The sequence below is a fragment of the Neisseria sicca genome (genome assembly GCF_003044565.1).
Taxonomy (GTDB): domain Bacteria; phylum Pseudomonadota; class Gammaproteobacteria; order Burkholderiales; family Neisseriaceae; genus Neisseria; species Neisseria sicca_A.
Window position 1 is genome coordinate 183,681 of sequence record NZ_POXG01000002.1, and the last position, 20,615, is coordinate 204,295.

The 20,615-nt window shown below is 51.3% G+C and carries 20 protein-coding genes; 8 read left to right on the plus strand and 12 right to left on the minus strand.

Annotated elements, in window-relative coordinates; translation table 11 throughout:
• Positions 1–34: 34 nt before the first annotated feature.
• A complete protein-coding gene (locus tag DBZ16_RS05460) occupies positions 35–193 on the minus strand; it encodes a DUF1328 domain-containing protein (RefSeq protein ID WP_003744611.1) in 159 nt (52 codons plus the stop codon).
• 517 nt (positions 194–710) lie between these two features.
• Between DBZ16_RS05460 and DBZ16_RS05465 the strand changes: the two genes are divergently transcribed.
• The 4 genes from DBZ16_RS05465 to DBZ16_RS05485 all read left to right on the plus strand — a co-directional run bounded on the left by DBZ16_RS05465 (position 711) and on the right by DBZ16_RS05485 (position 5,653).
• Complete coding sequence (locus DBZ16_RS05465) at positions 711–1,541, plus strand: carbon-nitrogen hydrolase family protein (protein WP_107813239.1); 831 nt, start codon at positions 711–713, stop codon at positions 1,539–1,541.
• 242 nt (positions 1,542–1,783) lie between these two features.
• Positions 1,784–2,686 (plus strand): ribokinase, encoded by a 903-nt coding sequence (gene rbsK, locus DBZ16_RS05470; protein WP_107813240.1) that lies wholly within the window; start codon positions 1,784–1,786, stop codon positions 2,684–2,686.
• Between the two features lie 388 nt (positions 2,687–3,074).
• On the plus strand, positions 3,075–3,635 hold the full coding sequence (locus DBZ16_RS05480; protein ID WP_107813470.1) for an adenine phosphoribosyltransferase: 561 nt from the start codon (positions 3,075–3,077) through the stop codon (positions 3,633–3,635).
• A 170-nt stretch (positions 3,636–3,805) separates the two neighbouring features.
• The gene (locus DBZ16_RS05485) at positions 3,806–5,653 is read left to right on the plus strand and encodes a lytic transglycosylase domain-containing protein (protein WP_107813241.1); all 1,848 of its coding nucleotides are present in this window, start codon (positions 3,806–3,808) and stop codon (positions 5,651–5,653) included.
• 317 nt (positions 5,654–5,970) lie between these two features.
• Here the strand turns inward: DBZ16_RS05485 and accD are convergent, their stop codons facing one another.
• The 7 genes from accD to pmbA form a co-directional block, all read right to left on the minus strand.
• Positions 5,971–6,846: an acetyl-CoA carboxylase, carboxyltransferase subunit beta gene (gene accD, locus DBZ16_RS05490; protein WP_107813242.1), complete on the minus strand. Its 876-nt coding sequence runs from the start codon at positions 6,844–6,846 to the stop codon at positions 5,971–5,973.
• Positions 6,847–6,905: 59 nt separating this feature from the next.
• Complete coding sequence (gene trpA / locus DBZ16_RS05495; protein WP_070540385.1) at positions 6,906–7,691, minus strand: tryptophan synthase subunit alpha; 786 nt, start codon at positions 7,689–7,691, stop codon at positions 6,906–6,908.
• Positions 7,692–7,901: 210 nt separating this feature from the next.
• Complete coding sequence (locus tag DBZ16_RS05500; RefSeq protein ID WP_107813243.1) at positions 7,902–8,372, minus strand: FxsA family protein; 471 nt, start codon at positions 8,370–8,372, stop codon at positions 7,902–7,904.
• Positions 8,373–8,612: 240 nt separating this feature from the next.
• A complete protein-coding gene (locus tag DBZ16_RS05505; protein ID WP_205836781.1) occupies positions 8,613–9,146 on the minus strand; it encodes a glutathione peroxidase in 534 nt (177 codons plus the stop codon).
• Between the two features lie 66 nt (positions 9,147–9,212).
• Positions 9,213–9,614: an ankyrin repeat domain-containing protein gene (locus DBZ16_RS05510; RefSeq protein ID WP_107813245.1), complete on the minus strand. Its 402-nt coding sequence runs from the start codon at positions 9,612–9,614 to the stop codon at positions 9,213–9,215.
• A gap of 261 nt (positions 9,615–9,875) precedes the next feature.
• Positions 9,876–10,145, minus strand: coding sequence for a 30S ribosomal protein S15 (rpsO, locus tag DBZ16_RS05515; protein WP_003679932.1), 270 nt, complete (start codon positions 10,143–10,145; stop codon positions 9,876–9,878).
• A gap of 214 nt (positions 10,146–10,359) precedes the next feature.
• Positions 10,360–11,691, minus strand: coding sequence for a metalloprotease PmbA (gene pmbA, locus DBZ16_RS05520; protein ID WP_107813246.1), 1,332 nt, complete (start codon positions 11,689–11,691; stop codon positions 10,360–10,362).
• Between the two features lie 328 nt (positions 11,692–12,019).
• Between pmbA and yjgA the strand changes: the two genes are divergently transcribed.
• The 4 genes from yjgA to DBZ16_RS05545 all read left to right on the plus strand — a co-directional run bounded on the left by yjgA (position 12,020) and on the right by DBZ16_RS05545 (position 16,477).
• Positions 12,020–12,553, plus strand: coding sequence for a ribosome biogenesis factor YjgA (yjgA, locus tag DBZ16_RS05530; RefSeq protein WP_107813247.1), 534 nt, complete (start codon positions 12,020–12,022; stop codon positions 12,551–12,553).
• Between the two features lie 160 nt (positions 12,554–12,713).
• The gene (locus DBZ16_RS05535) at positions 12,714–13,418 is read left to right on the plus strand and encodes a hypothetical protein (protein ID WP_107813248.1); all 705 of its coding nucleotides are present in this window, start codon (positions 12,714–12,716) and stop codon (positions 13,416–13,418) included.
• A gap of 68 nt (positions 13,419–13,486) precedes the next feature.
• Positions 13,487–15,187 carry a single-stranded-DNA-specific exonuclease RecJ gene (recJ, locus tag DBZ16_RS05540; RefSeq protein WP_107813249.1) on the plus strand — a complete coding sequence of 567 codons (1,701 nt, stop codon included), beginning with the start codon at positions 13,487–13,489 and terminating at the stop codon, positions 15,185–15,187.
• A 408-nt stretch (positions 15,188–15,595) separates the two neighbouring features.
• Complete coding sequence (locus tag DBZ16_RS05545) at positions 15,596–16,477, plus strand: carbohydrate kinase family protein (protein ID WP_107813250.1); 882 nt, start codon at positions 15,596–15,598, stop codon at positions 16,475–16,477.
• Positions 16,478–16,607: 130 nt separating this feature from the next.
• On the opposite strand, the gene DBZ16_RS05550 is transcribed toward DBZ16_RS05545, so the two are convergent.
• The 4 genes from DBZ16_RS05550 to yajC all read right to left on the minus strand — a co-directional run bounded on the left by DBZ16_RS05550 (position 16,608) and on the right by yajC (position 20,614).
• Positions 16,608–17,165, minus strand: a complete 558-nt coding sequence (locus tag DBZ16_RS05550) for a nitroreductase family protein (RefSeq protein WP_107813251.1) — start codon at positions 17,163–17,165, stop codon at positions 16,608–16,610.
• Between the two features lie 314 nt (positions 17,166–17,479).
• Positions 17,480–18,415: a protein translocase subunit SecF gene (gene secF / locus DBZ16_RS05555; protein WP_049231119.1), complete on the minus strand. Its 936-nt coding sequence runs from the start codon at positions 18,413–18,415 to the stop codon at positions 17,480–17,482.
• 3 nt (positions 18,416–18,418) lie between these two features.
• A complete protein-coding gene (gene secD / locus DBZ16_RS05560) occupies positions 18,419–20,272 on the minus strand; it encodes a protein translocase subunit SecD (RefSeq protein ID WP_107813252.1) in 1,854 nt (617 codons plus the stop codon).
• 75 nt (positions 20,273–20,347) lie between these two features.
• Entirely contained in the window at positions 20,348–20,614 is a 267-nt protein-coding gene (gene yajC / locus DBZ16_RS05565) for a preprotein translocase subunit YajC (RefSeq protein ID WP_049228571.1), read from the minus strand.
• Between the last annotated feature and the right edge of the window lies 1 nt (position 20,615).

Here is a 20,615-nt window from a genome sequence, read left to right on the forward strand (position 1 = left end):
GGTAGCGAGGTTACGCCTTATCTGTTTGTCAGTTTTATTTTTTCTTGCCAAAAATCAGGGACAACACTGACAAAATCAGGAAACCGACAAACAGGATTTTAGCGATACCTGCCGCGCTGCCTGCAATACCGCCAAAGCCCAGTACGGCTGCAATAATGGCGATGACGAAGAAAACAACTGCATAATGAAGCATGGTTTTTTCCTTTCTGTTTGGTGTGCAAACGGTTTGATGTGCAAACGGTCGGAGGAGAGCCTTCCGTTTGTTGTGAGATGTAACAGTTTTATATTGGATCAACTATCTTATTGATTAATTTAATACTCACGGATGTAACCGCTTGTAGTACACCTTATCGGATAACTTCCAACTTAGCAAACCGTAACAATACAAATTTTCAAGAAATCTGCCCAATTATGAAATAACCAAACAAAGAATCAACGGCTTATATACAGACGTTAAGTTTTGAAAACATTTATATTTTATCGATTTATTAGCATTTAAAAATTTCTTTTTTAAAATCAACAAAAAATAAAAAATAATATTTACATAAAAAGTAATACTAAATCTGCCGTTTGAATCATCATGAAACGGCTCAGAAAAATAAAAGGTCGTCTGAAACGTTACCTTCCTTATTGATTGTTTTTTTGGAACGATTTCGTTATAAAACTAACCATCCCTTGCCCTTTTCAGACGACCTAACAGAAAAACCGCCATGCAAAACATCCGCGCCGCCGCCGTGCAAATGATTTCGTCCACCGACCCCGATGCCAACATTAACACCATGAAACGCCTTGTGCGCCAAGCTGCCGAGCAAGGTGCGGATTGGGTGCTGCTGCCCGAATATTGGCCGCTAATGGGGCGCAAGGATACCGACAAACTCGCTTTTGCCGAACCTTTAATCAACGGTCGTTTTGACGAAACTCGCTACACTCGTTTTCAGACGACCTTGAGCGAGACGGCGGCGGAATGCGGCGTGGTACTTTTTGGCGGCACGATTCCGCTGCAAAGCCCTGATGCGGGCAAAGTGATGAACACTATGTTGGTGTACGACCGCGACGGCACGCAAATCGGGCTGTACCACAAAATGCACCTGTTCGGTTTCTCAGGCTTGGGCGAACGCTATGCCGAGGCGGACACCATCAGCGCAGGCGGCGATGTGCCGAAATTGACTGCCGACGGCGTGCCGCTTGCCGTGGGCGTGTGCTACGACTTGCGCTTTCCCGAGTTTTTCCGCGCCCAGCAGCCGTTTGACGTTTTACTGCTGCCCGCCGCCTTCACTTACACGACGGGCAAAGCGCATTGGGAGCTGCTGCTGCGCGCTCGCGCGGTGGAAAACCAATGCTACGTCATCGCTTCGGCGCAAGGCGGCGAACACGAAAGCGGCAGGAAGACGTTCGGTCATAGCATGATTATCGACCCGTGGGGAGAAATCTTGGACGTATTGCCCGAAGGCGAAGGCATCGTCATTGCCGACTTGGACGGCACAAGGCTGCAAAGCGTGCGCACCAGACTGCCCGCGTTGCAACACAGATTATTAAAATAAAAACAATTTCTCCCCAAGCACCGCCATTCCCGCCTTAAATCCTATGATATGTTGATTTTATCGCAACAAAATTAATCCAAAGTAATATGAATTTGACAATTAATTTTGCATTTATAATATTAGCAGGTACAATTTCAGACTATCTTGTCCATTATTTCAAACTATGATTGATATTTGGGGACAGCAGACAAAATAAGACCGTTTCAAACGGTCTATTGCATTTCATAAAAGGGATATCAAGGATGCTCCAAGCTAAAATTGTCGTTATCGGCAGTATTAATATGGATTTAGTCACCCGCGCTTCAAAATTTCCCAGAGCGGGTGAAACATTACTGGGAAGCTCGTTTCACCGCTTCATGGGCGGCAAGGGCGCAAACCAAGCGATTGCAGCGGCGCGTTTGGGTGCGGACGTCTGTATGATCGGCGCGGTCGGCGATGACGATTTCGGCTATGAAATGACCACCAACCTCAGCCGCGAAGGCGTCTTTACCGAACACATCCAAACCCTCCCAGGCTTGCCCAGCGGCATGGCAAACATCACCGTCGCCGACGATGAAAACTCCATCATCGTTATCGCCGGAGCCAATATGGGGCTGACGGTTGCCGATGTCGAAAACGCCGAGCAGCAAATCGCCTCCGCCGATGTGGTTTTGAGCCAGCTCGAAATCCCGATGGACTGCGTCATCGCCGCCGCAAAATTGGCGAAGAAATACGGCAAACCCTTTATCCTCAACCCGGCTCCCGCCCAATTCCTGCCTTCGGAATTATGGGAATTGGTCACCCTTCTGACGCCCAACCGCTACGAACTTGCCGACTGTCTCGACCTGTCGCAAGATTTGAATCCCGAAGAGCTGATTCTAAAAGCCCCCTGCCCCGTCCTGATGACCATGGGCGACAAAGGCGCAGTTTATAAAGACGGCAAAGACGGCTTGCGTTATGTTTCCAGCTTTAAAGTGGACACCGCCGATACCACCGGCGCCAGCGACGCATTCAACGGCGCGTTGTCCGTCTTCTGGAATCAAGGCATCGAAACCGCCGTCCGTAAGGCATGCGCTGCTGCCGCGCTTTCCATTACCAAAGATGGCGCGCAAAACGGGATGCCTTTCAAAGAAGAATTGGAACAATTCCTCGCCGCGCACAGCTAAATCCATATTCACGTTATCAAACAGTCAAAAGGTCGTCTGAAAACCATCTTCCGGCGTTTCAGACGACCTTTATTTGCCTTTTATATCTTAAAGACAATTGAGCCGCATTATAGTGGATTAACTTTAAACCAGTACGACGTTACCTCGCCTTAGCTCAAAGAGAACGATTCTCTAAGGTGCTGAAGCACCAAGTGAATCGGTTCCGTGCTATCTGTACTGTCTGCGGCTTCGTCACCTTGTCCTGATTTAAATTCAATCCACTATACCGTGTCGTGCGCCAAGTCATGAATGCGTCGGGGAATGGTTAAACCGCCCTGATGGATTTGGCAACCGGCAGTCTGACGGCTACAATATCATGTTAAAAACTTTTCATTTGGGAACGCGCAAAATGTTGGTTCATCCTGAGGCGATGGGCGTCGCCGCATTGGCGGAAAAAATCCGCAAAATCGAAAACTGGCCGCAAAAAGGTATTTTATTTCACGACATTACACCGGTGCTGCAAAGCGCGGAATATTTCCGTCTTCTGGTGGACTTGCTGGTCTATCGCTATATGGGTCAGAAAATCGATGTCGTGGCAGGTTTGGACGCGCGCGGCTTCATCATCGGCGCGGCGCTGGCGTATCAGTTGAACGTCGGCTTCGTCCCCATCCGCAAAAAGGGCAAGCTGCCTTTTGATACCATCTCGCAAAGCTACGCGCTGGAGTACGGCGAAGCAACGGTCGAAATCCACAAAGATGCGGTCAAACCCGGCGCGCGCGTGCTGCTGGTCGATGACTTGGTCGCAACCGGCGGCACCATGCTGGCGGGTGTGGAATTAATCCGCAAACTCGGCGGCGAAGTCGTTGAAGCGGCTGCGATTTTGGAATTTACGGACTTGATCGGCGGCAGCAAAATCCGCGAAAACGGCGTTCCCCTGTTCACCCTGCTGCAAAACGAAGGCTGCATGTAAACTGTGCTCATGCACCAAAGGTCGTCTGAAACAGCCATCCTGCTTTTCAGACGACTTTTTTGTTGTCCCTGATTACGCGGTTAATGTAAATATCGGCTTCAGATTCGGAGAATGCCGCCAAATCGTTTAAAATGCGGTTCTAATTGATTCTAATAAAGATACGGTACGTAATGAACGCACAACGCATATTTTCTCTCTCACTCAGCCTGATCGCCACCGCGATTTTGTCGGCGTGTGCCTCCGAAAACGACACGACTTCATCCAAAGAGCCTGGCTCTTCCCTGACCGAACCCGCCTCCATCCCCGCCCGCCGCGCGGAAGGCGAATCCAAAGTATTGTCCGATTACGGTCAATATCAAGGCGCGCTGGATGCTGCCAAACGCGGCGACGATATGTGGGTGCAACAATTCTTGGCGCAGGCAGGTGACAGCGCGATGGCTGAAAACGTCCGCAACGAATGGCTCAAAAGCCTCGGCGCACGCGGACAATGGGATACGTTCCGCCAAGAAAACAAAAAGCTGAATGCGGCGGGTCGGGTGCAGGAAGTGCAATGTTATGCCGAATTGAGCAGCGGCAGCTACAACATGGCGGCAGAGCTTGTGCGCGTTACCAATAAACTGCCCGCAGGCTGTACCCGCCTGGTCGAAAGCGCGGCATCGGCAGGTCGTCTGAACAGCAACGACGCATGGCGCCGCGTACGCGGATTGTTGAGCAACAGCCAAACCAGCGACGCACGCAGCTTGGCAGCCGCATTGGGCAGCCCGTTTGAAGGCGGCTCGCAAGGTGCGCGCGAATACAGCCTGTTGAACGTCATCGGCAAAGACGCGCGTAAATCCTCTTCCGCAGCTTCTACCTTGTCCGGCATGGAATCCGGCTTAAGCCGCGAACAAAGCAGCTTCGCATGGGGTGTATTGGGACATCACCACGCACAAAACCAAAACATGTCGACTGCGTTGAGCTACTACAACCGCGTTTCCGACCGCAAGCAACTGACCGACGAGCAGTTTGAATGGTACGCCCGCGCCGCCCTGCGCCTGCAACGCTGGAACGAATTGTCCGGCATCATCCAACAAATGCCCGACAAGCTGCAAAAAGACCCGACTTGGCAATACTGGCTGGGTCGCAGCTACGCCGCACAAGGCAACCAAAGCCGCGCTAAAGACATGTACGAAAAAGCCGCCGCAAGCGGACGCAATTTCTACGCCGTCTTAGCAGGCGAAGAACTCGGCCGCCGCGTCAATACCAAAAACAACGTTTCCGACGCCGATAAAAAAGACGTCCGTCGCATGGCAGAAGACGGCGCCATCAGACGCGCGCTGGTTCTGTTTAAAAACAGCCAAAGCAGCAACGATGCCAAAATGCGCCGTCAGGCACAGGCAGAATGGCGTTTCGCCACCCGCGACTTCAACGAAGACAACCTCCTGACTGCCGCGCAAGTCGCCTTTGAAAACCAGTTCTACGATATGGCGATCAACAGCGCCGACCGTACCGAGCGCAAACTCAACTACAACCTGCGCTACCTCTCTCCGTTTAAAGAGACCACCGTCCGTTACGCCTCACAAGCAGGCGTCGATCCTGCTTGGGTTTACGGCCTGATCCGCCAAGAAAGCCGCTTCGTCATGGGCGCGCAATCCAGCGTCGGCGCGCAAGGCCTGATGCAGGTTATGCCCGCCACCGCCCGCGAAATCGCCGGCAAAATCGGCATGAGCAGCAGCGAACTCTACACCATGGACGGCAACATCCGCATGGGTACTTGGTACATGGCAGATGCCAAACGCCGCCTGCAAAACAACGAAGTGATGGCAACCGCAGGCTACAACGCCGGTCCCGGCCGCGCCCGCAACTGGCAGGCTTCTACACCTCTGGAAGGCGCAATTTACGCCGAAACCATCCCCTTCACCGAAACCCGCGACTACGTCAAAAAAGTCATGACCAACGCAACCTTCTACGCCTCCCTGTTCAACGAGCCGCAAACCTCGTTGAAACAGCGTATGGGAACCGTTCCGGACCGTTATTGATTGGTGCGGCTGTATCTGACCAGATTGTTTGACAGATACGGAAGCCAAACTTGAAAAGGTCGTCTGAAAATGTGTTTTCAGACGACCTTTTTAGTGTGGATGCTGATGAAAACTGCAAATCGAAAGCTTAAATCTTCATCGCCCGCTCGCATTCTTGGCAATAGGTCGGTTGCATTGCCCCACCCCAATCCTTCACTGTTACTTGCTGCCGTGTATCAAGCGTTTAGCCACTGAGCGGGAAACACATCACAAAAGGTCGTCTGAAAACCGAAAAATCAATTTTCAGACGACCTTTTGTTATTTCAAACCTTCTCGGTTTAAGCGGCGTTGACTTTGTCTTGGCGGCGCAGCAGGGTAATCAGGTCGCTGATGCGCTGTTTCATGTTGCGGCGGTCGACGATTTGGTCGATAGCGCCTTTCTCCAGCAGGAATTCTGCGCGTTGGAAGCCTTCGGGTAAGGTTTCGCGGACGGTTTGTTCGATAACGCGAGGGCCGGCAAAGCCGATAAGGGCGTTGGGTTCGGCAAGCACGACATCGCCGAGGAAGGCGAAGCTGGCGGATACGCCGCCCATGGTCGGGTCGGTCAGGACGGAGATGAACGGCAGGTGTTTTTCAGTCAGAAGATGCAATGCCGCGCTGGTTTTGGTCATCTGCATCAATGAGTTGACACCTTCCTGCATACGCGCACCGCCTGATGCGGCGACGCAGATAAAAGAGCAGTTGTCGGCTACGGCACGGCGCACGCCTTGGACGAAGCGTTCGCCGACAACGGAACCCATAGAGCCGCCGATAAAGCGGAATTCGAATGCGGCAATCACGACGGGCAGGCCATTCATAAAGCCTTTCATGACGACCATCGCGTCGTCTTCGCCGGTGGCTTTACGCGCGGCGGTCAGGCGTTCGGGGTATTTTTTGCTGTCTTTGAATTTCAGCGGGTCGGTCGGTTTGATATTGGCGGCGATTTCTTCGCGGCCCTCTTCGTCCAGAAGCAAATTGAGGCGTTCGCGCGCAGAAAGCGGGTTGTGATGGTTACACTTTGGGCAAACTCGGTCGTTTTGTTGAAGCTCGGTCGAGTAGATGGTTGCCGAACAGGACGGGCATTTGTGCCACAAACCTTCTGGGACGTTGGACGAGCCTTCATCTTTGCTGCGGTTTTTGATTTTGGGCGGTAGGATTTTGTCTAACCAACTCATGGATGACTCCTTGAAATTCGGGATTCAGACGACCTTTGCGTATGTTTTCGGAAAAGGTCTTAACGGATTGCGTCTTTTAATTCTTTCGCCAACGCGCCGACGGCTTCTGCTTCGCGGCCTGCGTTGTTTTCAATTTCTTTGACGATACGGCTGCCGACGATGACTGCATCGGCAACGGCACCGATTTTGCGCGCGCTTTCGGCGTTGCTGATGCCGAAGCCGACGCCGATCGGGATGTCGATATACTTGCGCAAAAGCTCTATTTTACGCGAAACTTCTTCGGTATCCAAACTTGCCGCGCCGGTAACGCCTTTGAGCGAAACGTAATAGACAAAGCCGCCGGCAACGCGGGCGATGGTTTGGATACGCTCTTCGGTCGTGGTCGGGGCAATCAGGAAAATGCAGTCGATGCCGCGCGCCTTGAGTGCGTCGTGCAGCGGGGTGATGGTTTCGACAGGGGAATCGACGGTCAGTACGCCGTCCACGCCGGCTTCAGCCGCCGCTTGGGCAAATGCTTGATAACCTATTTTGTGAATCGGGTTCAGGTAACCCATCAGGACGACGGGCGTGTTGCCGTTTGTTTCGCGGAAGCGGCGTACGATATTCAATACGTCGTTGAGGGAAACTTTGTTTGCCAACGCACGCTCGGCGGCGCGCTGGATGGTCGGGCCGTCCGCCATCGGGTCGGAAAAAGGAACGCCCAATTCGAGGATGTCGGCGCCGTTTTCAACCAAACTGTGCATCAGCGCAAGCGTGGTGTCGAGATTGGGATCGCCTACGGTGATATAGGGAATCAGGGCTTTTGCGCCGTCAAGTGCGGCAAAGGTTTGCTGGATTCTGCTCATCTTGATTTCTCGTTTCCGTAACGGCTGCTTCAAGCCGGTTTTCATCGAAATAAGTTGGCAAGTATAGCATTGACTGTCTGTTTCGGGCGAAACTGCATGACATTTTCAGTCATTTTTTCATATAGATAAAAGGTCGTCTGAAAATCTTTTCAGACGACCTTTCAAAAACTGGGCAGTCAGACTGCTGCCGCCATGCCGTTTTTCAACCGTTTAATCGCGTTTGTGCTCGATATAGTCTTGGTGTTTGGTTTGCGGATCGGCGCGGGTCACCGTGTATTCGCCTTCGATAATATCACCGTCGTCCTGAGTATGGCGCGCAAAGGTTTGCTGACGGAAAGACTGCATATCCATTTGAGCCGCCGGACGGCCTTTGATCGGCAAAAGCAACAGCAAGGCGATAATGGTGGACACAAAGCCCGGACTTAACAGCAAAATTGCAGCGACGGTATAGCGTATCGGCCACAGCAGCTGATACATGGAAACGTTTTCACCGCTGCGGATGGTCGCACCCGCCAGCAAAATACCGGACAGCCCCGTATGGCGCAGCATCATCGTGCCGCCGATAAAGCTGACAATCATCAGCAGGAAAGCGAATCCGCCGCCCAGCCAATCCGCCACCCAAACGATAGACATAATTTCCAAAAACAATAATATTAAAAAACCCACACCGAAATACTGCATTTCTGCTCCTTTAAATTCCAAACCCGCTTCATGCCGCGCAAGCCGACACGTTTAGTCGCAATTTCAATATATCTTATTGAATCTTTTTGGATATCACAAACCGACATTTTACGCTTACCGAATAGCCGGTTTCCCTTAACATAAAGATAATGCGCCCTACTTTCAAGGCGGCGGAATGTGAAAAACCGTAAGGTTTCGACACATTTTTTCAGACGAGGTCGTCTGAAACGGCTCGCGCCTTTATAGCAACTTCTTGATATCGTTTTCGATTTCTTTCGGCGCTACGCTGGGTGCAAAACGCGCTGTCACTTCGCCTTCACGATTAATCAGGAATTTGGTGAAATTCCAGCGGATATCGCCCGCTTGATGTTTGCTGCCCAATGCCGCTAGCCGCAACACTGCTTCTTTCAGCATATGCCCGCCCCTGTCCTGCGGCTGCTGCGCTTTCAAATACGCATAAAGCGGCGATGCGGATGCACCGTTTACATCGATTTTTTCAAAGATTTTGAACGCAGTACCAAATTTTGTCTGACAGACGGAAACAATTTCCCGACTGCTCTCCGGCGCCTGTCCGCGAAATTGGTTGCACGGAAAATCCAATATTTCCAAACCTTGCCCGCAGTACCGCTCATAAAGCCGCTGCAATGCCGTATATTGCGGCGTCAATCCGCAGCGCGTGGCGGTATTGACGATCAGCAGCACTTTGCCGCGGTAAACACTCAGGGAAACCGGATTACCCTGCGCATCGTTTAATGTAAAGTCGTAAATATTCATCTTGTCCATTCGATAAGTTCAGGGAAACAAGTCAGGAGACATCATCTGAAATTTGAGCTATATCTTTCATTTTGATCGATGATTTTTATAGTATTTCAATAAAGACATCATTTCTTTTGCCCTCTTTTTTCCATGCCGTTCGTCAGTGACAAAATCTTCTGCCTTATTGCCCAATTCATTTTTGATGTTCGGGTTTGCGCCGTTTGCCAAAAGTATTTCGAGTATCGCTACATTGCCGTTGAAACAGGCGTTTTGGACGGGCGTAAAACCCATTTCGCCCTGTTTGTTGACATCCGCGCCATGTTGAATCAGCAATAAGATATCTTCGTAGGCTTGGTTGATGACTGCCAAATTCAGCAATGTTTCGTCCATAGTACCCACATCATGCACGGAGGCAATACAGGAACGCGAGGAGAAAGCCAAGTGATTTTGATATTTGGCGAACAGATTGGTCAGTTTTTGATCCATTATTTATCCTGAAACGATGTTGCTTGAGATACGGATATATAGTGGATTAAATTTAAATCAGGACAAGGCGACGAAGCCGCAGACAGTACAGATAGTACGGTAAGGCGAGGCAACGCCGTACTGGTTTAAAGTTAATCCACTATATTTTCAGACGACCTTTTTCAGACGACCCCTATAAACCTGCGCTATTGTTTTTATGATTTATCGTCAACCCATATGAAAAAACACCGCTTTCGCAAGCGGTGTCCGGTAAAGCAGCAATTATTTGCGCAGACCCAAGCGGGTGATCAGGGTGCGGTATGTATCAGGTTGAGTACGGCGCAAGTAAGACAACAGACGGCGACGTTGGCTGACCATTTTCAACAGGCCGCGACGGCTGTGGTGGTCTTTAGGGTTGGCTTTGAAGTGGGGAGTCAGGTCGTTGATACGGAAAGTCAACAGAGCGACTTGTACTTCAGAAGAACCGGTATCGCCTTCTTTACGTTGGAAATCTTTAACAATTTGTGCTTTTTGTTCTACGGTCAATGCCATGATGGATAACTCCGAAAAATAAAAGAACCGTCATTCGTAAAAACTCGGGCTCGGACAAGTTTGACGAGCCAAAAACCCGTTCAAACTCCTGAAGTCTTTTTGTAAAGACGGGCGGATTATGCCACAGTTTGGACGGTTTTGCACGATTAAATCCCGCCTTCAGGCTTTGTTTTATCAAGACTGTGGTTTTCAGACGACCTTGCCGCCCTAGAAACTACTCCCCCGCCACGGTCATGCTCTCAATCAGCACCGAACCGATTTTGTTGGAAGAGCGGCGTAGCGCATCGTTGGCAGTGCCGACGATGCCGAGGTACATATCCTGCAAGCGACCGGCGATGGTGATTTCTTGGACGGGGTGGCTGATGATGCCGTTTTCCACCCAAAAACCCGCCGCGCCGCGCGAGTAGTCGCCCGTGATGGTGTTCACGCCCTGCCCCATCAGTTCGGTAACCAACAATCCGGTACCCATTTCTTTCAGCAAATCAGACTGCGTTTCATGTGTATGGTTCAAATAAAGGTTGTGCGCGCCGCCGGCGTTGCCCGTGGTCTGCATACCGAGTTTTCTCGCGCTGTAACTGCTGAGGAAATAGCCTTCAACAATGCCGTCTCGGATGACGAAACGCGGCTGCGTGGCGACGCCTTCGGAGTCGAAATAGGTGCTGCCGAAGGCGCGGGGAATGTGCGGCTCTTCGCGCAGGCTGAGGAAATCGGGCAGGACTTTTCTGCCTATGCTGTCAATCAGGAAACTGCTTTGGCGGTAGAGCGCGCCGCCGCTAAGTGCGCCGACGAGGTGTCCGATAAGGCCGCCTGCGACGGTGGTATCGAAGAGGATGGGATAGCTGCCCGTCGGGATGCTGCGGCTGTTCAGACGACGTAAGGTGCGTTCGGCGGCGGTTTTGCCGATTTGCTCGGGGCTGTCCATATCTTGATGGCGGCAGGCGGCATCGTACCAGTAGTCGCGCTGCATGCCGTTTTCATCGGCAGCGACGATGCTGCACGAAATGCTGTGGCGCGTGCCTTGTTGGTGGGCGGTGAAGCCGTGGGTGTTGCCGTAAACGTATTGGTAATGTCCGGTCTGAACGCCTGCGCCTTCGGAATTTTCGATGCGTTCATCTGCGCTCAGGGCAGCTTGTTCGCATTGTTTTGCCAACTCAATGGCGGCTTCCGTGCTTAAATCCCATTCGTGGTAACGGTCGAGGTCGCCGACGTGTTGCGCCATCAGTGAAGCATCTGCCAGACCTGCACAATCGTCTTCGGCAGTGTAGTGGGCGATGTCGATGGCAGCTTTGACGGTGTCTTGCAGAGCTTGTTCGGAGAAGTCGGCGGTGCTGGCGCGACCTTTGCGCTTGCCGACATAAACGGTAATATCCAGCGATTTGTCTTGCTGGAACTCGATTTGTTCGATTTCGCCCAGCCGTACGCTGACGCTTTGTCCGATGGATTCGCTAAAGTCGGCTTCGGCAGCCGCTGCGCCCATGTTTTTTGCCAAATCCAAGGCGTGTCCGCATAAGCCGGTCAGCTCGGAGGCAGTGTGGTTAAACAGCATAAAAGGTTTCCTGACAGAGGTTTGCGGCATTTTAACCGTTTTCAGACGACCTCGGCAAAAATACCGCCACAGAAGATATAGTGGATTAAATTTAAATCAGGACAAGGCGACGAAGCCGCAGACAGTACAAATAGTACGGAACCGATTCACTTGGTGCTTCAGCACCTTAGAGAATCGTTCTCTTTGAGCTAAGGCGAGGCAACGCCGTACTGGTTTAAATTTAATCCACTATAAAAGGTCGTCTGAAAACGCCGTTTCAACAGGGCGTTGACGTGAAACCTGCTCGAACGTGCTAAAATACCCGAAACAAAATTAAAGGTTTATCAAAATGTTTGAAAACGAAGACGAATGGGTCAGCAAAACCCAAATGAAAAAGCAGATGAACGATTTGCAGGCTTTGGGTATGGAGTTGACCAAACTCTCGACCGATACGCTGAAAAAAATCGGCTTGGACGAAGACTTGTACGAAGCCGTCGTTACCTACAAAAAAATCACCTCCAACGGCGCGCTCAAACGCCAAAGCCAATTCATCGGCAGGCTGATGCGTGACACCGACCCCGCACCCATCGAAGCCTTCCTCGCCAAACTGCGCGGCGAAAATACCGCCCACAACGCCTTCTTGCAACGCGTCGAACAAGCCCGCACGCGCCTCTTGGCAGACGACAACGCGCTTACCCAGTTTATGGCGGACTTCCCCCACGCCGACGCAGGCAAATTGCGCACCTTAATCCGCAACACGAAAAAAGAGCAGGAACAAAACAAACCGCCGAAAAACTTCCGTGCCCTCTTCCAAGAAATCAAATCCGTCATGGAAGGCGGTCAGCCTGACGATTCGGAAGAAATGCAGGACTGGGAAGAATAAATATCGAGGTCGTCTGAAAACAGGGTTTGGGTTCTGCAAATCCTACCGCCTGTTTTCAGACGACCTTTTCAAATTTCATATAATCTTATTAAAATATATCGTCATTTTTCAGACATCCCTTTAACAATAAAACAAACCAACCTTTTCAAGGACTACACTTATGAAACTTCGCCTTACCCTCACTGCCCTCCTCGTCTTATCATTAAACGGCTGCCTAACTGAACAACTGTGGCAAGAGGATAAAAAAGTAGAAAAAATCACTTTTCATCCGATTACTTCCGACCAAGTACATTCTTTCGGTATCGTCAACAAAGACAATGACCAACTTGAAAAAGGCAGCATCGTCATGATGGGCGAAAAATACTGGTTCGTCATTAATGCCAAAGATTCAAAAGACCTGACGCCCATCCTCAATGTCAAACTCGACAAAAAATTCCAAATTGCCGATGCTAAAAAATACAAAAAAGACCTCAAAGCCCTGCCTGTTGTGGTCAACAATGAAAAAGAAGCCGATTTCACTACCGATTTCTGCCTACGCTACGATACTCAAAAAGCTGATGAAATCGCCAAACTGAAAAACCTGTCATTTGAAACCGGCAAAGGTAAAAACAACACTGTCTACCACCGCTGTGTTCACGCCAAAGGCAAATACTACGCCACCCCGAAAAACCTGCCTGCTGACTACAAATTTGAACAAAGCATTCCTGTCTCCATCGGCTATACCACTTCTCGCGTATACACCAGTCCGGTGAAAGTAGTAGGTACTCTGTTGATAACGCCGCTGACGCTCACTGTTGACGCCCTTACCCCAGTACTGTTCATTCCTGCCATGATGACAGGCGGCGGCTTTACCCCAAGCTTTTAATAAACTCGTTACGCCTGTTTTCAGACGACCTTTCCGTCCTTGAATACATAAAATATATTCCACACACCATGCCCGTCAAAATCCAAACCCGCCCCGTCAACCAAAACGTCCTCGATGATTTGCTCACCGCCGGTGCCGATCCTTTAATCGCCCGGCTGTGCGCCTCGCGCGACGTGCAGAGTCCTGCCGAGTTGGACGACAAACTCGCCGGCCTCCTGCCTTATCAATCGCTGACGAATTGCGAAGCCGCCGCCCGCCGTCTGGCGGATGCCATCGAGCGCAAGGAAAAAATTCTGATTGTCGCCGACTATGATGCCGACGGCGCGACCGCGTGTTCCGTCGGCATAAGCGGCTTGGCGGCGATGGGCGCGGCGGTGGATTTCCTCGTACCCAATCGCTTCGAACATGGCTACGGCTTGACGCCCGAGCTTGCCGAAATCGCCGCCGCGCAAGGCGTGGATTTGCTGATTACAGTCGACAACGGCATCGCCAGCATCGCAGGCGTGGCGCGGGCGCAGGAATTGGGTTTGGACGTGATCGTTACCGACCACCACCTGCCCGCTGAAACCGTACCCGACTGCATCATCGTCAATCCGAACCAAAAAGGCTGCGGCTTCCCCAGCAAAAGTCTGGCGGGCGTGGGCGTGATTTTTTATGTATTGATGGCGTTGCGTGCCGAATTGCGCCGCCGCGATTATTTTTCAGACGACCTTAGAGAACCGAATCTGGGCGAACTTTTGGATTTGGTCGCACTCGGCACCGTCGCCGATGTCGTTCCCCTCGACCACAACAACCGTATCCTCGTGTCGCAAGGTTTGAAACGGATGCGTTCCGGCAAAATGCGGCCCGGCATCCGCGCCTTGTTTGAAGTGGCGCGGCGCGACTGGCGCAAAGCGCAGCCTTTCGATATGGGTTTCGCACTGGGTCCGCGCATCAACGCCGCCGGACGGCTCGACGATATGTCGGTCGGCATCGCCTGCCTGTTGGCGCGCGACGACGCAGAAGCGCAGACATTGGCGGCGCAGTTGAACGACCTCAATATCGAACGCCGCGAAATTGAGCAATCCATGCTGCAAGACGCGCTGAACGCCTTTCCCGAAACACTCCCTTCAGGTCAGACGACCCTAGTCGCCTACCGCGACGACTTTCATCAAGGCGTGGTCGGCATCGTCGCCAGCCGCCTCAAAGACCGCTTCTACCGCCCGACCATCGTGTTCGCCCCCGCGGACAACGGCGAAGTGCGCGGTTCGGGGCGTTCCATTCCCAATCTGCACCTGCGCGACGCTTTGGATTTGGTGTCCAAACGCCACCCCGATTTGATTTTAAAATTCGGCGGACACGCGATGGCGGCGGGCTTGAGCATACTCGAACACAACATTCCCGCGTTTCAGACGGCCTTTGAAGAAGCCGTGCGCGAAATGGTGTGCGAAGACGATTTGTCGCAAACTTTCATCACCGACGGCAGCCTGAAAGCCTGCGACATCACGCTGGAACAGGCGCAAAACCTCGCCCGCCACGTTTGGGGACAAGGCTTCGCGCCGCCGAGCTTTACCGACGAGTTTCACGTCATCCGCCAGCAGCCTTTGGGCGCGGAGGGTAAACACAAAAAAGTCTGGCTGCAAAAAGATGGCTACGAATTTGAAGCCATGTTCTGGCGGTGCAGCGAAGACATCCCCGAATACATCCGCACGGTTTACCGCCCCGTGGCAAACGAGTGGCGCAATCAGATGGAATTGCAGCTTTACATCGACTATTGGGAAGCCGCTTAAGGTTTATACAAGCAAAGGTCGTCTGAAACCGAAAATCGGGTTTCAGACGACCTTTTATTTAGGGCAGATAATTGTGCATTAATTTGAAATATTATCCGTTTCCGATGATAGCTCACCCGCACAACTTGTATTTAAATTTCAAAAAAGCAGCTTTATCCGCATGATCAAAACCAGCCGACCGAAAGAAAACAAAATCAAAAATCACCCTTCTATTCAAACACTTTAGACGCAATTTGTGATGAATCAAACTTCCTGACAGATAAACCCGCGATTGCTTGTCAGTCGGTAGATTTTAAAACATAATGCTTACGCGCCTAAGTATTGGAGTTTTACTACAAATAAATGATGGGTAAACCGTACGCAGCGCAGCAGTTCCAACCGATCAACTCAAAGCAAGGAAGGCCTAAAATGAAAGTAACCAGTTTCGGCGAAGTGTTGTGGGACGATTTTCCAAGCGGCAAAGTGTTGGGCGGTGCGCCGCTGAACGTTTTGGTCCGTTTGCAATCCTTCGGAGTCGATACCGCCATCATCAGCCGTCGCGGCGATGATGCCGACGGAGAAGAGCTGCTGCGACAAATCAAAGCGAAAAACGTCAATACCGACCTGCTGCAAGTGTGCAAAGAATGTGATACCAGCCTTGTCAAAGTCATCTTGGACAAATGCGGCAGCGCGTCATACGAAATCGTATATCCCTGCGCTTGGGACCGCATCGTCATCGAAGATGCCGCCTTGCAACGTGTCGCCGAATCCGATGCCTTCGTGTTCGGCAGCCTCGCCACCCGCGACGAGATTTCCCGTGCGGCATTAGACAAACTGATGGAAAAAGCCAAATTCAAAATCTTTGACGTCAATCTGCGCAAACCCCACTACGACACCGACCGCCTGCTTGCCACCATAAAGCGTGCGGATATGCTCAAACTTAATGACGACGAATTGTACGAACTGTCCGCAGTTTACGGCTCGCCCTACCACAGCATCGAACAAAACATTACCTACCTCACTCAGCTGACCGGCGCAAAAATCATCTGCGTCACCTTGGGCGGACACGGCGCGGTTTTATACAAAGACGGCGAACTCTACCGCCACTGCGGCTTCCGCATCAAAGTTGCCGATACAGTCGGCTCAGGCGACAGCTTCTTGGCAGGACTGACTTACAAACTGCTCAACAATGCCGAGCCGCAAGAAGCCATTACCTTCGCCTGCGCACTCGGCGCCCTAGTCGCCTCCAGACACGGCGCGACGCCCGACATTTCCTTACAGGAAATCGAAAGCTTCATGAATCCGGCTTGATGTTTGCCATCAAAGGATGTCACAACGAAAGGTCGTCTGAAAACGGAAAATCTATTTTCAGACGACCTTTTATATAGCCAATTTACTCTTCAAAATAAAGGCTTACGTTTAAGCCTGTTCTTCAGGCTGTTTACCAAACCGTCACAAACTGGTTCAAATCGGTATTCTTTGCGCCGCCACCCTCTTCAGTCGGCGAACCGACCATCATCAGCCCGATGATTTTATCTTTGTCTTCACAACCAAACGCTTCGCGTAAGAGCGGGCTGTTGACCCACATTCCAGTAATCCACACATTGTCAAAGCCTTGTGCGGACGCGGCAAGCTGCAGCCCGTAAGCAGCGCAGCCCGCACTCAGCATTTGTTCCCACTCGGGCTTGGGTTTCGCCACTTCGCGGTTGGGCACAAAAGTCACGCCGATCACCATAGGCGCCATATTGCCGACTTTCTCGGCTTTTTTCATCGCATCATCGCCAAAATTCAACTCGGTAACCGTTTGGCGCAACAATTCGCGGAAACGTTGCAAGCCTGCCTCGCTTTGAATGACGGTAAAACGAAACGGACGCATATTGCCATGGTCGGGAACCTGCGTAGCCGCTTGCAGCATATATTCGAGCTGTTCCGCATTCGGCGCGGGGGCGGTAAGTTTTTTAGACGAGCGACGTGTGGTCAAAAGTTGTAAAGCATCCATATTTTATCTTTCAATTCATTTGAAACAACGGAATCCATCTTATTAAACAGGATTCCTTGTGGAACCATCAAAACGATACAGGCTATATTCGGAAAATACTGCGACAGACGGTGCAAACCGATTGGCTAATACTTAACGCTTTTGCAAGCCATTTTCTTCAACCCGGCACAGAGCAAAGCCGTACCTGCTCGAAACAAACCCTCTATATAGCACAAAGCCGGTTTGAATGCCATGTTTGATGGCTCAACAAAAAGGTCGTCTGAAAACCTGTTGCCAAGTTTTCAGACGACACCTTTAAATCGCAATCATAACCATCAGACCACGACTTCTTCTTTCTTCTTCACTTCCTTCGCGATATTGTCGCGGCTCAGGCCGAACATCAGCAAGAGCGGGCTGGCGACCAATACCGAAGAGTAAATACCGAACACAATACCGATGGTCAATGCCATTGAGAAACCGTGCAACGCTGCGCCGCCGAACACCAGCATGGAAACGACCATTGCTTCGGTAGAGCCGTGGGTGATGATGGTACGGCTCATGGTGGCGGTAATCGCATTGTCGATGACTTGCGGAACGGTGTGTCCGCGCATGCTCGGTTTGCGGAAGTTTTCACGGATACGGTCGAAGACGACGACGGATTCGTTCACGGAATAACCCAATACGGCAAGGATACCCGCCAAGACGGTCAGTGAAAATTCCCATTGGAAGAAGGCGAAGCAGCCCAAAATAATCACGATGTCGTGCATATTCGCGATAATGGCGGATACGGCGAAACGCCATTCAAAGCGCATCGACAGGTAAACGATGATACCCGCCACGACGAAGCCCAATGCCATCAGACCGTTGGTGACCAACTCTTCACCGACCTGCGGGCCGATAAATTCAACTTGGCGCAGAGTAACGTCAGGCTGCTCTTTTTTCAGCAAGTCCATCACTTGATTGGAAAGCTGCGCTGAAGTTACGCCTTCTTTGTTGGGCAGACGAATCATAATGTGTTTGTTCGTACCCAACGCCTGAACTTGAACCTCACCCATTTTCAGGGTATCGAGTTTTTCACGGGTTTTATTGACGTCCACGCCCTGTTGATATTGCACTTCCATCACGGTACCGCCGGTAAATTCGACGGAGAAGTTCAAACCTTTGGTAACGAGGAAGAATACGGCGGCAATAAAGGTTACCAACGAAATAAAGGTCGTCAGTTTGCCGTAGCTCATAAACGGGATGTCGCGTTTGATTTTAAAGAGTTCCATGTCTTACTCCTTGCCAGCCGCTGTTTCGGCTTTGGGTTTCCATACTGCGCCGATGGAAATATTCTGCAATTTGCGGCGGCGTCCGTACCATAAGTTAACCAAGGCGCGGAAGACTACGACGGATGAGTACATCGAAGTCAGGATACCCAGACAGTGTACGACGGCAAAACCGCGGACCGGGCCGGAACCGAATACCAAGAGGGCGATACCGGCAATCAGCGAGGTCAGGTTGGAGTCGACGATGGTTGCCCATGCGTGTTGGAAACCGAGGTTGATTGCCTGTTGAGGCGGCACGCCCTCGCGCAATTCCTCACGGATACGTTCGTTAATCAATACGTTGGAGTCAATCGCCATACCCAGAGTCAACGCCAATGCGGCAATACCGGGAAGCGTCAGCGTTGCCTGCATGGCAGACAAAATACCGACCAAGAACAAGATGTTGGTACTCAGGGCGATGGTCGAGAAGAAACCCATCAAGCGGTAGTAAACCACCATAAACAAGGCAACGGCGGCAAAGCCCCACAAGGTGGAATTGAAACCTTTTTCAATGTTTTCTTTACCCAAAGACGGGCCGATGGTGCGCTCTTCCACGATTTGCATCGGTGCAGCGAGCGAACCGGCACGCAGCAACAAAGAAGTATCATTGGCTTCCGCCTGCGTCATGCTGCCGGAAATTTCCACGCGTCCGCCGGTAATGGCAGAGCGGATAACTGGTGCGGTAACCACTTCGGATTTGCCTTGATCGATCAACACCATCGCCATGCGTTTGCCGACGTTGGCGGCGGTCAATTCACCAAAAATACTGCCGCCTGCGCTATCCAAGCTCAGACTGACTGCTGGAGCACCCATTTGGTCGAAACTTGGTTGTGCGTCGTTAATATTGTCACCGGTCAGTTCAACTTGTTTGTTGATCAGCAAGGTTTGTGGATGATCACCACTACTGGACAACAGCTCGAAACCGCTCGGAACATTGCCTTCCAAAGCCTCGCGCACTTTGACAGGGTCGTCTTCTACCATACGCACTTCCAAAGTCGCGGTACGGCCGATAATATCTTTTGCTTTAGCAGTATCTTGCACACCCGGCAGCTGCACGACGATGCGGTCGAGGCCGGATTGCTGGATGACAGGTTCAGCCACGCCCAGCTCGTTGACACGGTTATGCAAGGTGGTGATGTTTTGTTTCACCGCATCAGAGCGTACTTTGTTAATCGCTTCTTCGGATAATGTCAGCGTGATGTTATTGCCATCAGCGTTCAAATTTGCCTCAGGGAAAAGCTGACGCAGCTTAGGCATGGCTTTTTGTACGTCGGCAGCGTCCTGCATCGGAACAATCAGACCGTTTTCAATCTGACGGACGGTACCGGTACGGATTTTTTCACGGCGCATTTCGCGACGGATGTCGCCTGAATAACGTTCAAACGTTTTCTGCATCGCAGCTTTCATGTCCACCTGCATGGTGAAATGAACGCCACCGCGCAAGTCCAAGCCTAAGAACATCGGATTGGCGCCGATTTTGGCCATCCATTCGGGGCTGTCTGCCAGCAGGTTGAGCGCAGTAATGTAGCCATCGCCCAAAGTGTTTTCGATGACATCGCGGGCTTTAAGCTGGGTTTCAGTATCTTTGAAACGTACTTTCAGCGAGTTGTTCGCGACAAACATCCCGTCGGTCTGAATACCTGCCTGCTTCAGCGCGGCATCGACTTTGGACTGGGTCTGTTCGTTGATAACGATGGCTTGTCGGTTGGTTGATACCTGTACTGCAGGCGTTTCACCGAAAAGGTTGGGCAGCGAATACACTACAGCAACCAAAATCGAGCACGCAATCAGCAGGTATTTCCATAAAGGATAACGGTTCATGGTAAACCTTCGATTTATTATGAAGACAAACAGCCGCGCTCAGTTTTCCGAGGCGGCTCTTGGCAAAAATACGGATTACTCAGCTTTGGCGGCAATCGCGTTACGTTCCACTTCGACTTCGATTTTTGCACCTTGACCGATGTCTACGGTGAAAAACTGTTCGCCGACTTTGGTAACACGGCCTTTGAAGCCTGCTGCCAAAACAACCTTATCACCGACTTTCAGATCGGCAAGCATGGCTTGGTGTGCTTTGAATTTCTTTTGTTGGGGACGCATGATCAGGAAGTAGAACACCACCATAATCAGCACTAAAGGGGCAAATTGGGCCACAGTTTGATTCATA

Excerpts from the sequence above, each read along its gene's own strand:
- DBZ16_RS05460 (WP_003744611.1), bottom strand. The coding sequence starts at position 193 with ATGCTTCATTATGCAGTTGTTTTCTTCGTCATCGCCATTATTGCAGCC.
- DBZ16_RS05465 (WP_107813239.1), top strand. The coding sequence starts at position 711 with ATGCAAAACATCCGCGCCGCCGCCGTGCAAATGATTTCGTCCACCGAC.
- rbsK (WP_107813240.1), top strand. The coding sequence starts at position 1,784 with ATGCTCCAAGCTAAAATTGTCGTTATCGGCAGTATTAATATGGATTTA.
- DBZ16_RS05480 (WP_107813470.1), top strand. The coding sequence starts at position 3,075 with ATGTTGGTTCATCCTGAGGCGATGGGCGTCGCCGCATTGGCGGAAAAA.
- DBZ16_RS05485 (WP_107813241.1), top strand. The coding sequence starts at position 3,806 with ATGAACGCACAACGCATATTTTCTCTCTCACTCAGCCTGATCGCCACC.
- accD (WP_107813242.1), bottom strand. The coding sequence starts at position 6,846 with ATGAGTTGGTTAGACAAAATCCTACCGCCCAAAATCAAAAACCGCAGC.
- trpA (WP_070540385.1), bottom strand. The coding sequence starts at position 7,691 with ATGAGCAGAATCCAGCAAACCTTTGCCGCACTTGACGGCGCAAAAGCC.
- DBZ16_RS05500 (WP_107813243.1), bottom strand. The coding sequence starts at position 8,372 with ATGCAGTATTTCGGTGTGGGTTTTTTAATATTATTGTTTTTGGAAATT.
- DBZ16_RS05505 (WP_205836781.1), bottom strand. The coding sequence starts at position 9,146 with ATGAATATTTACGACTTTACATTAAACGATGCGCAGGGTAATCCGGTT.
- DBZ16_RS05510 (WP_107813245.1), bottom strand. The coding sequence starts at position 9,614 with ATGGATCAAAAACTGACCAATCTGTTCGCCAAATATCAAAATCACTTG.
- rpsO (WP_003679932.1), bottom strand. The coding sequence starts at position 10,145 with ATGGCATTGACCGTAGAACAAAAAGCACAAATTGTTAAAGATTTCCAA.
- pmbA (WP_107813246.1), bottom strand. The coding sequence starts at position 11,691 with ATGCTGTTTAACCACACTGCCTCCGAGCTGACCGGCTTATGCGGACAC.
- yjgA (WP_107813247.1), top strand. The coding sequence starts at position 12,020 with ATGTTTGAAAACGAAGACGAATGGGTCAGCAAAACCCAAATGAAAAAG.
- DBZ16_RS05535 (WP_107813248.1), top strand. The coding sequence starts at position 12,714 with ATGAAACTTCGCCTTACCCTCACTGCCCTCCTCGTCTTATCATTAAAC.
- recJ (WP_107813249.1), top strand. The coding sequence starts at position 13,487 with ATGCCCGTCAAAATCCAAACCCGCCCCGTCAACCAAAACGTCCTCGAT.
- DBZ16_RS05545 (WP_107813250.1), top strand. The coding sequence starts at position 15,596 with ATGAAAGTAACCAGTTTCGGCGAAGTGTTGTGGGACGATTTTCCAAGC.
- DBZ16_RS05550 (WP_107813251.1), bottom strand. The coding sequence starts at position 17,165 with ATGGATGCTTTACAACTTTTGACCACACGTCGCTCGTCTAAAAAACTT.
- secF (WP_049231119.1), bottom strand. The coding sequence starts at position 18,415 with ATGGAACTCTTTAAAATCAAACGCGACATCCCGTTTATGAGCTACGGC.
- secD (WP_107813252.1), bottom strand. The coding sequence starts at position 20,272 with ATGAACCGTTATCCTTTATGGAAATACCTGCTGATTGCGTGCTCGATT.
- yajC (WP_049228571.1), bottom strand. The coding sequence starts at position 20,614 with ATGAATCAAACTGTGGCCCAATTTGCCCCTTTAGTGCTGATTATGGTG.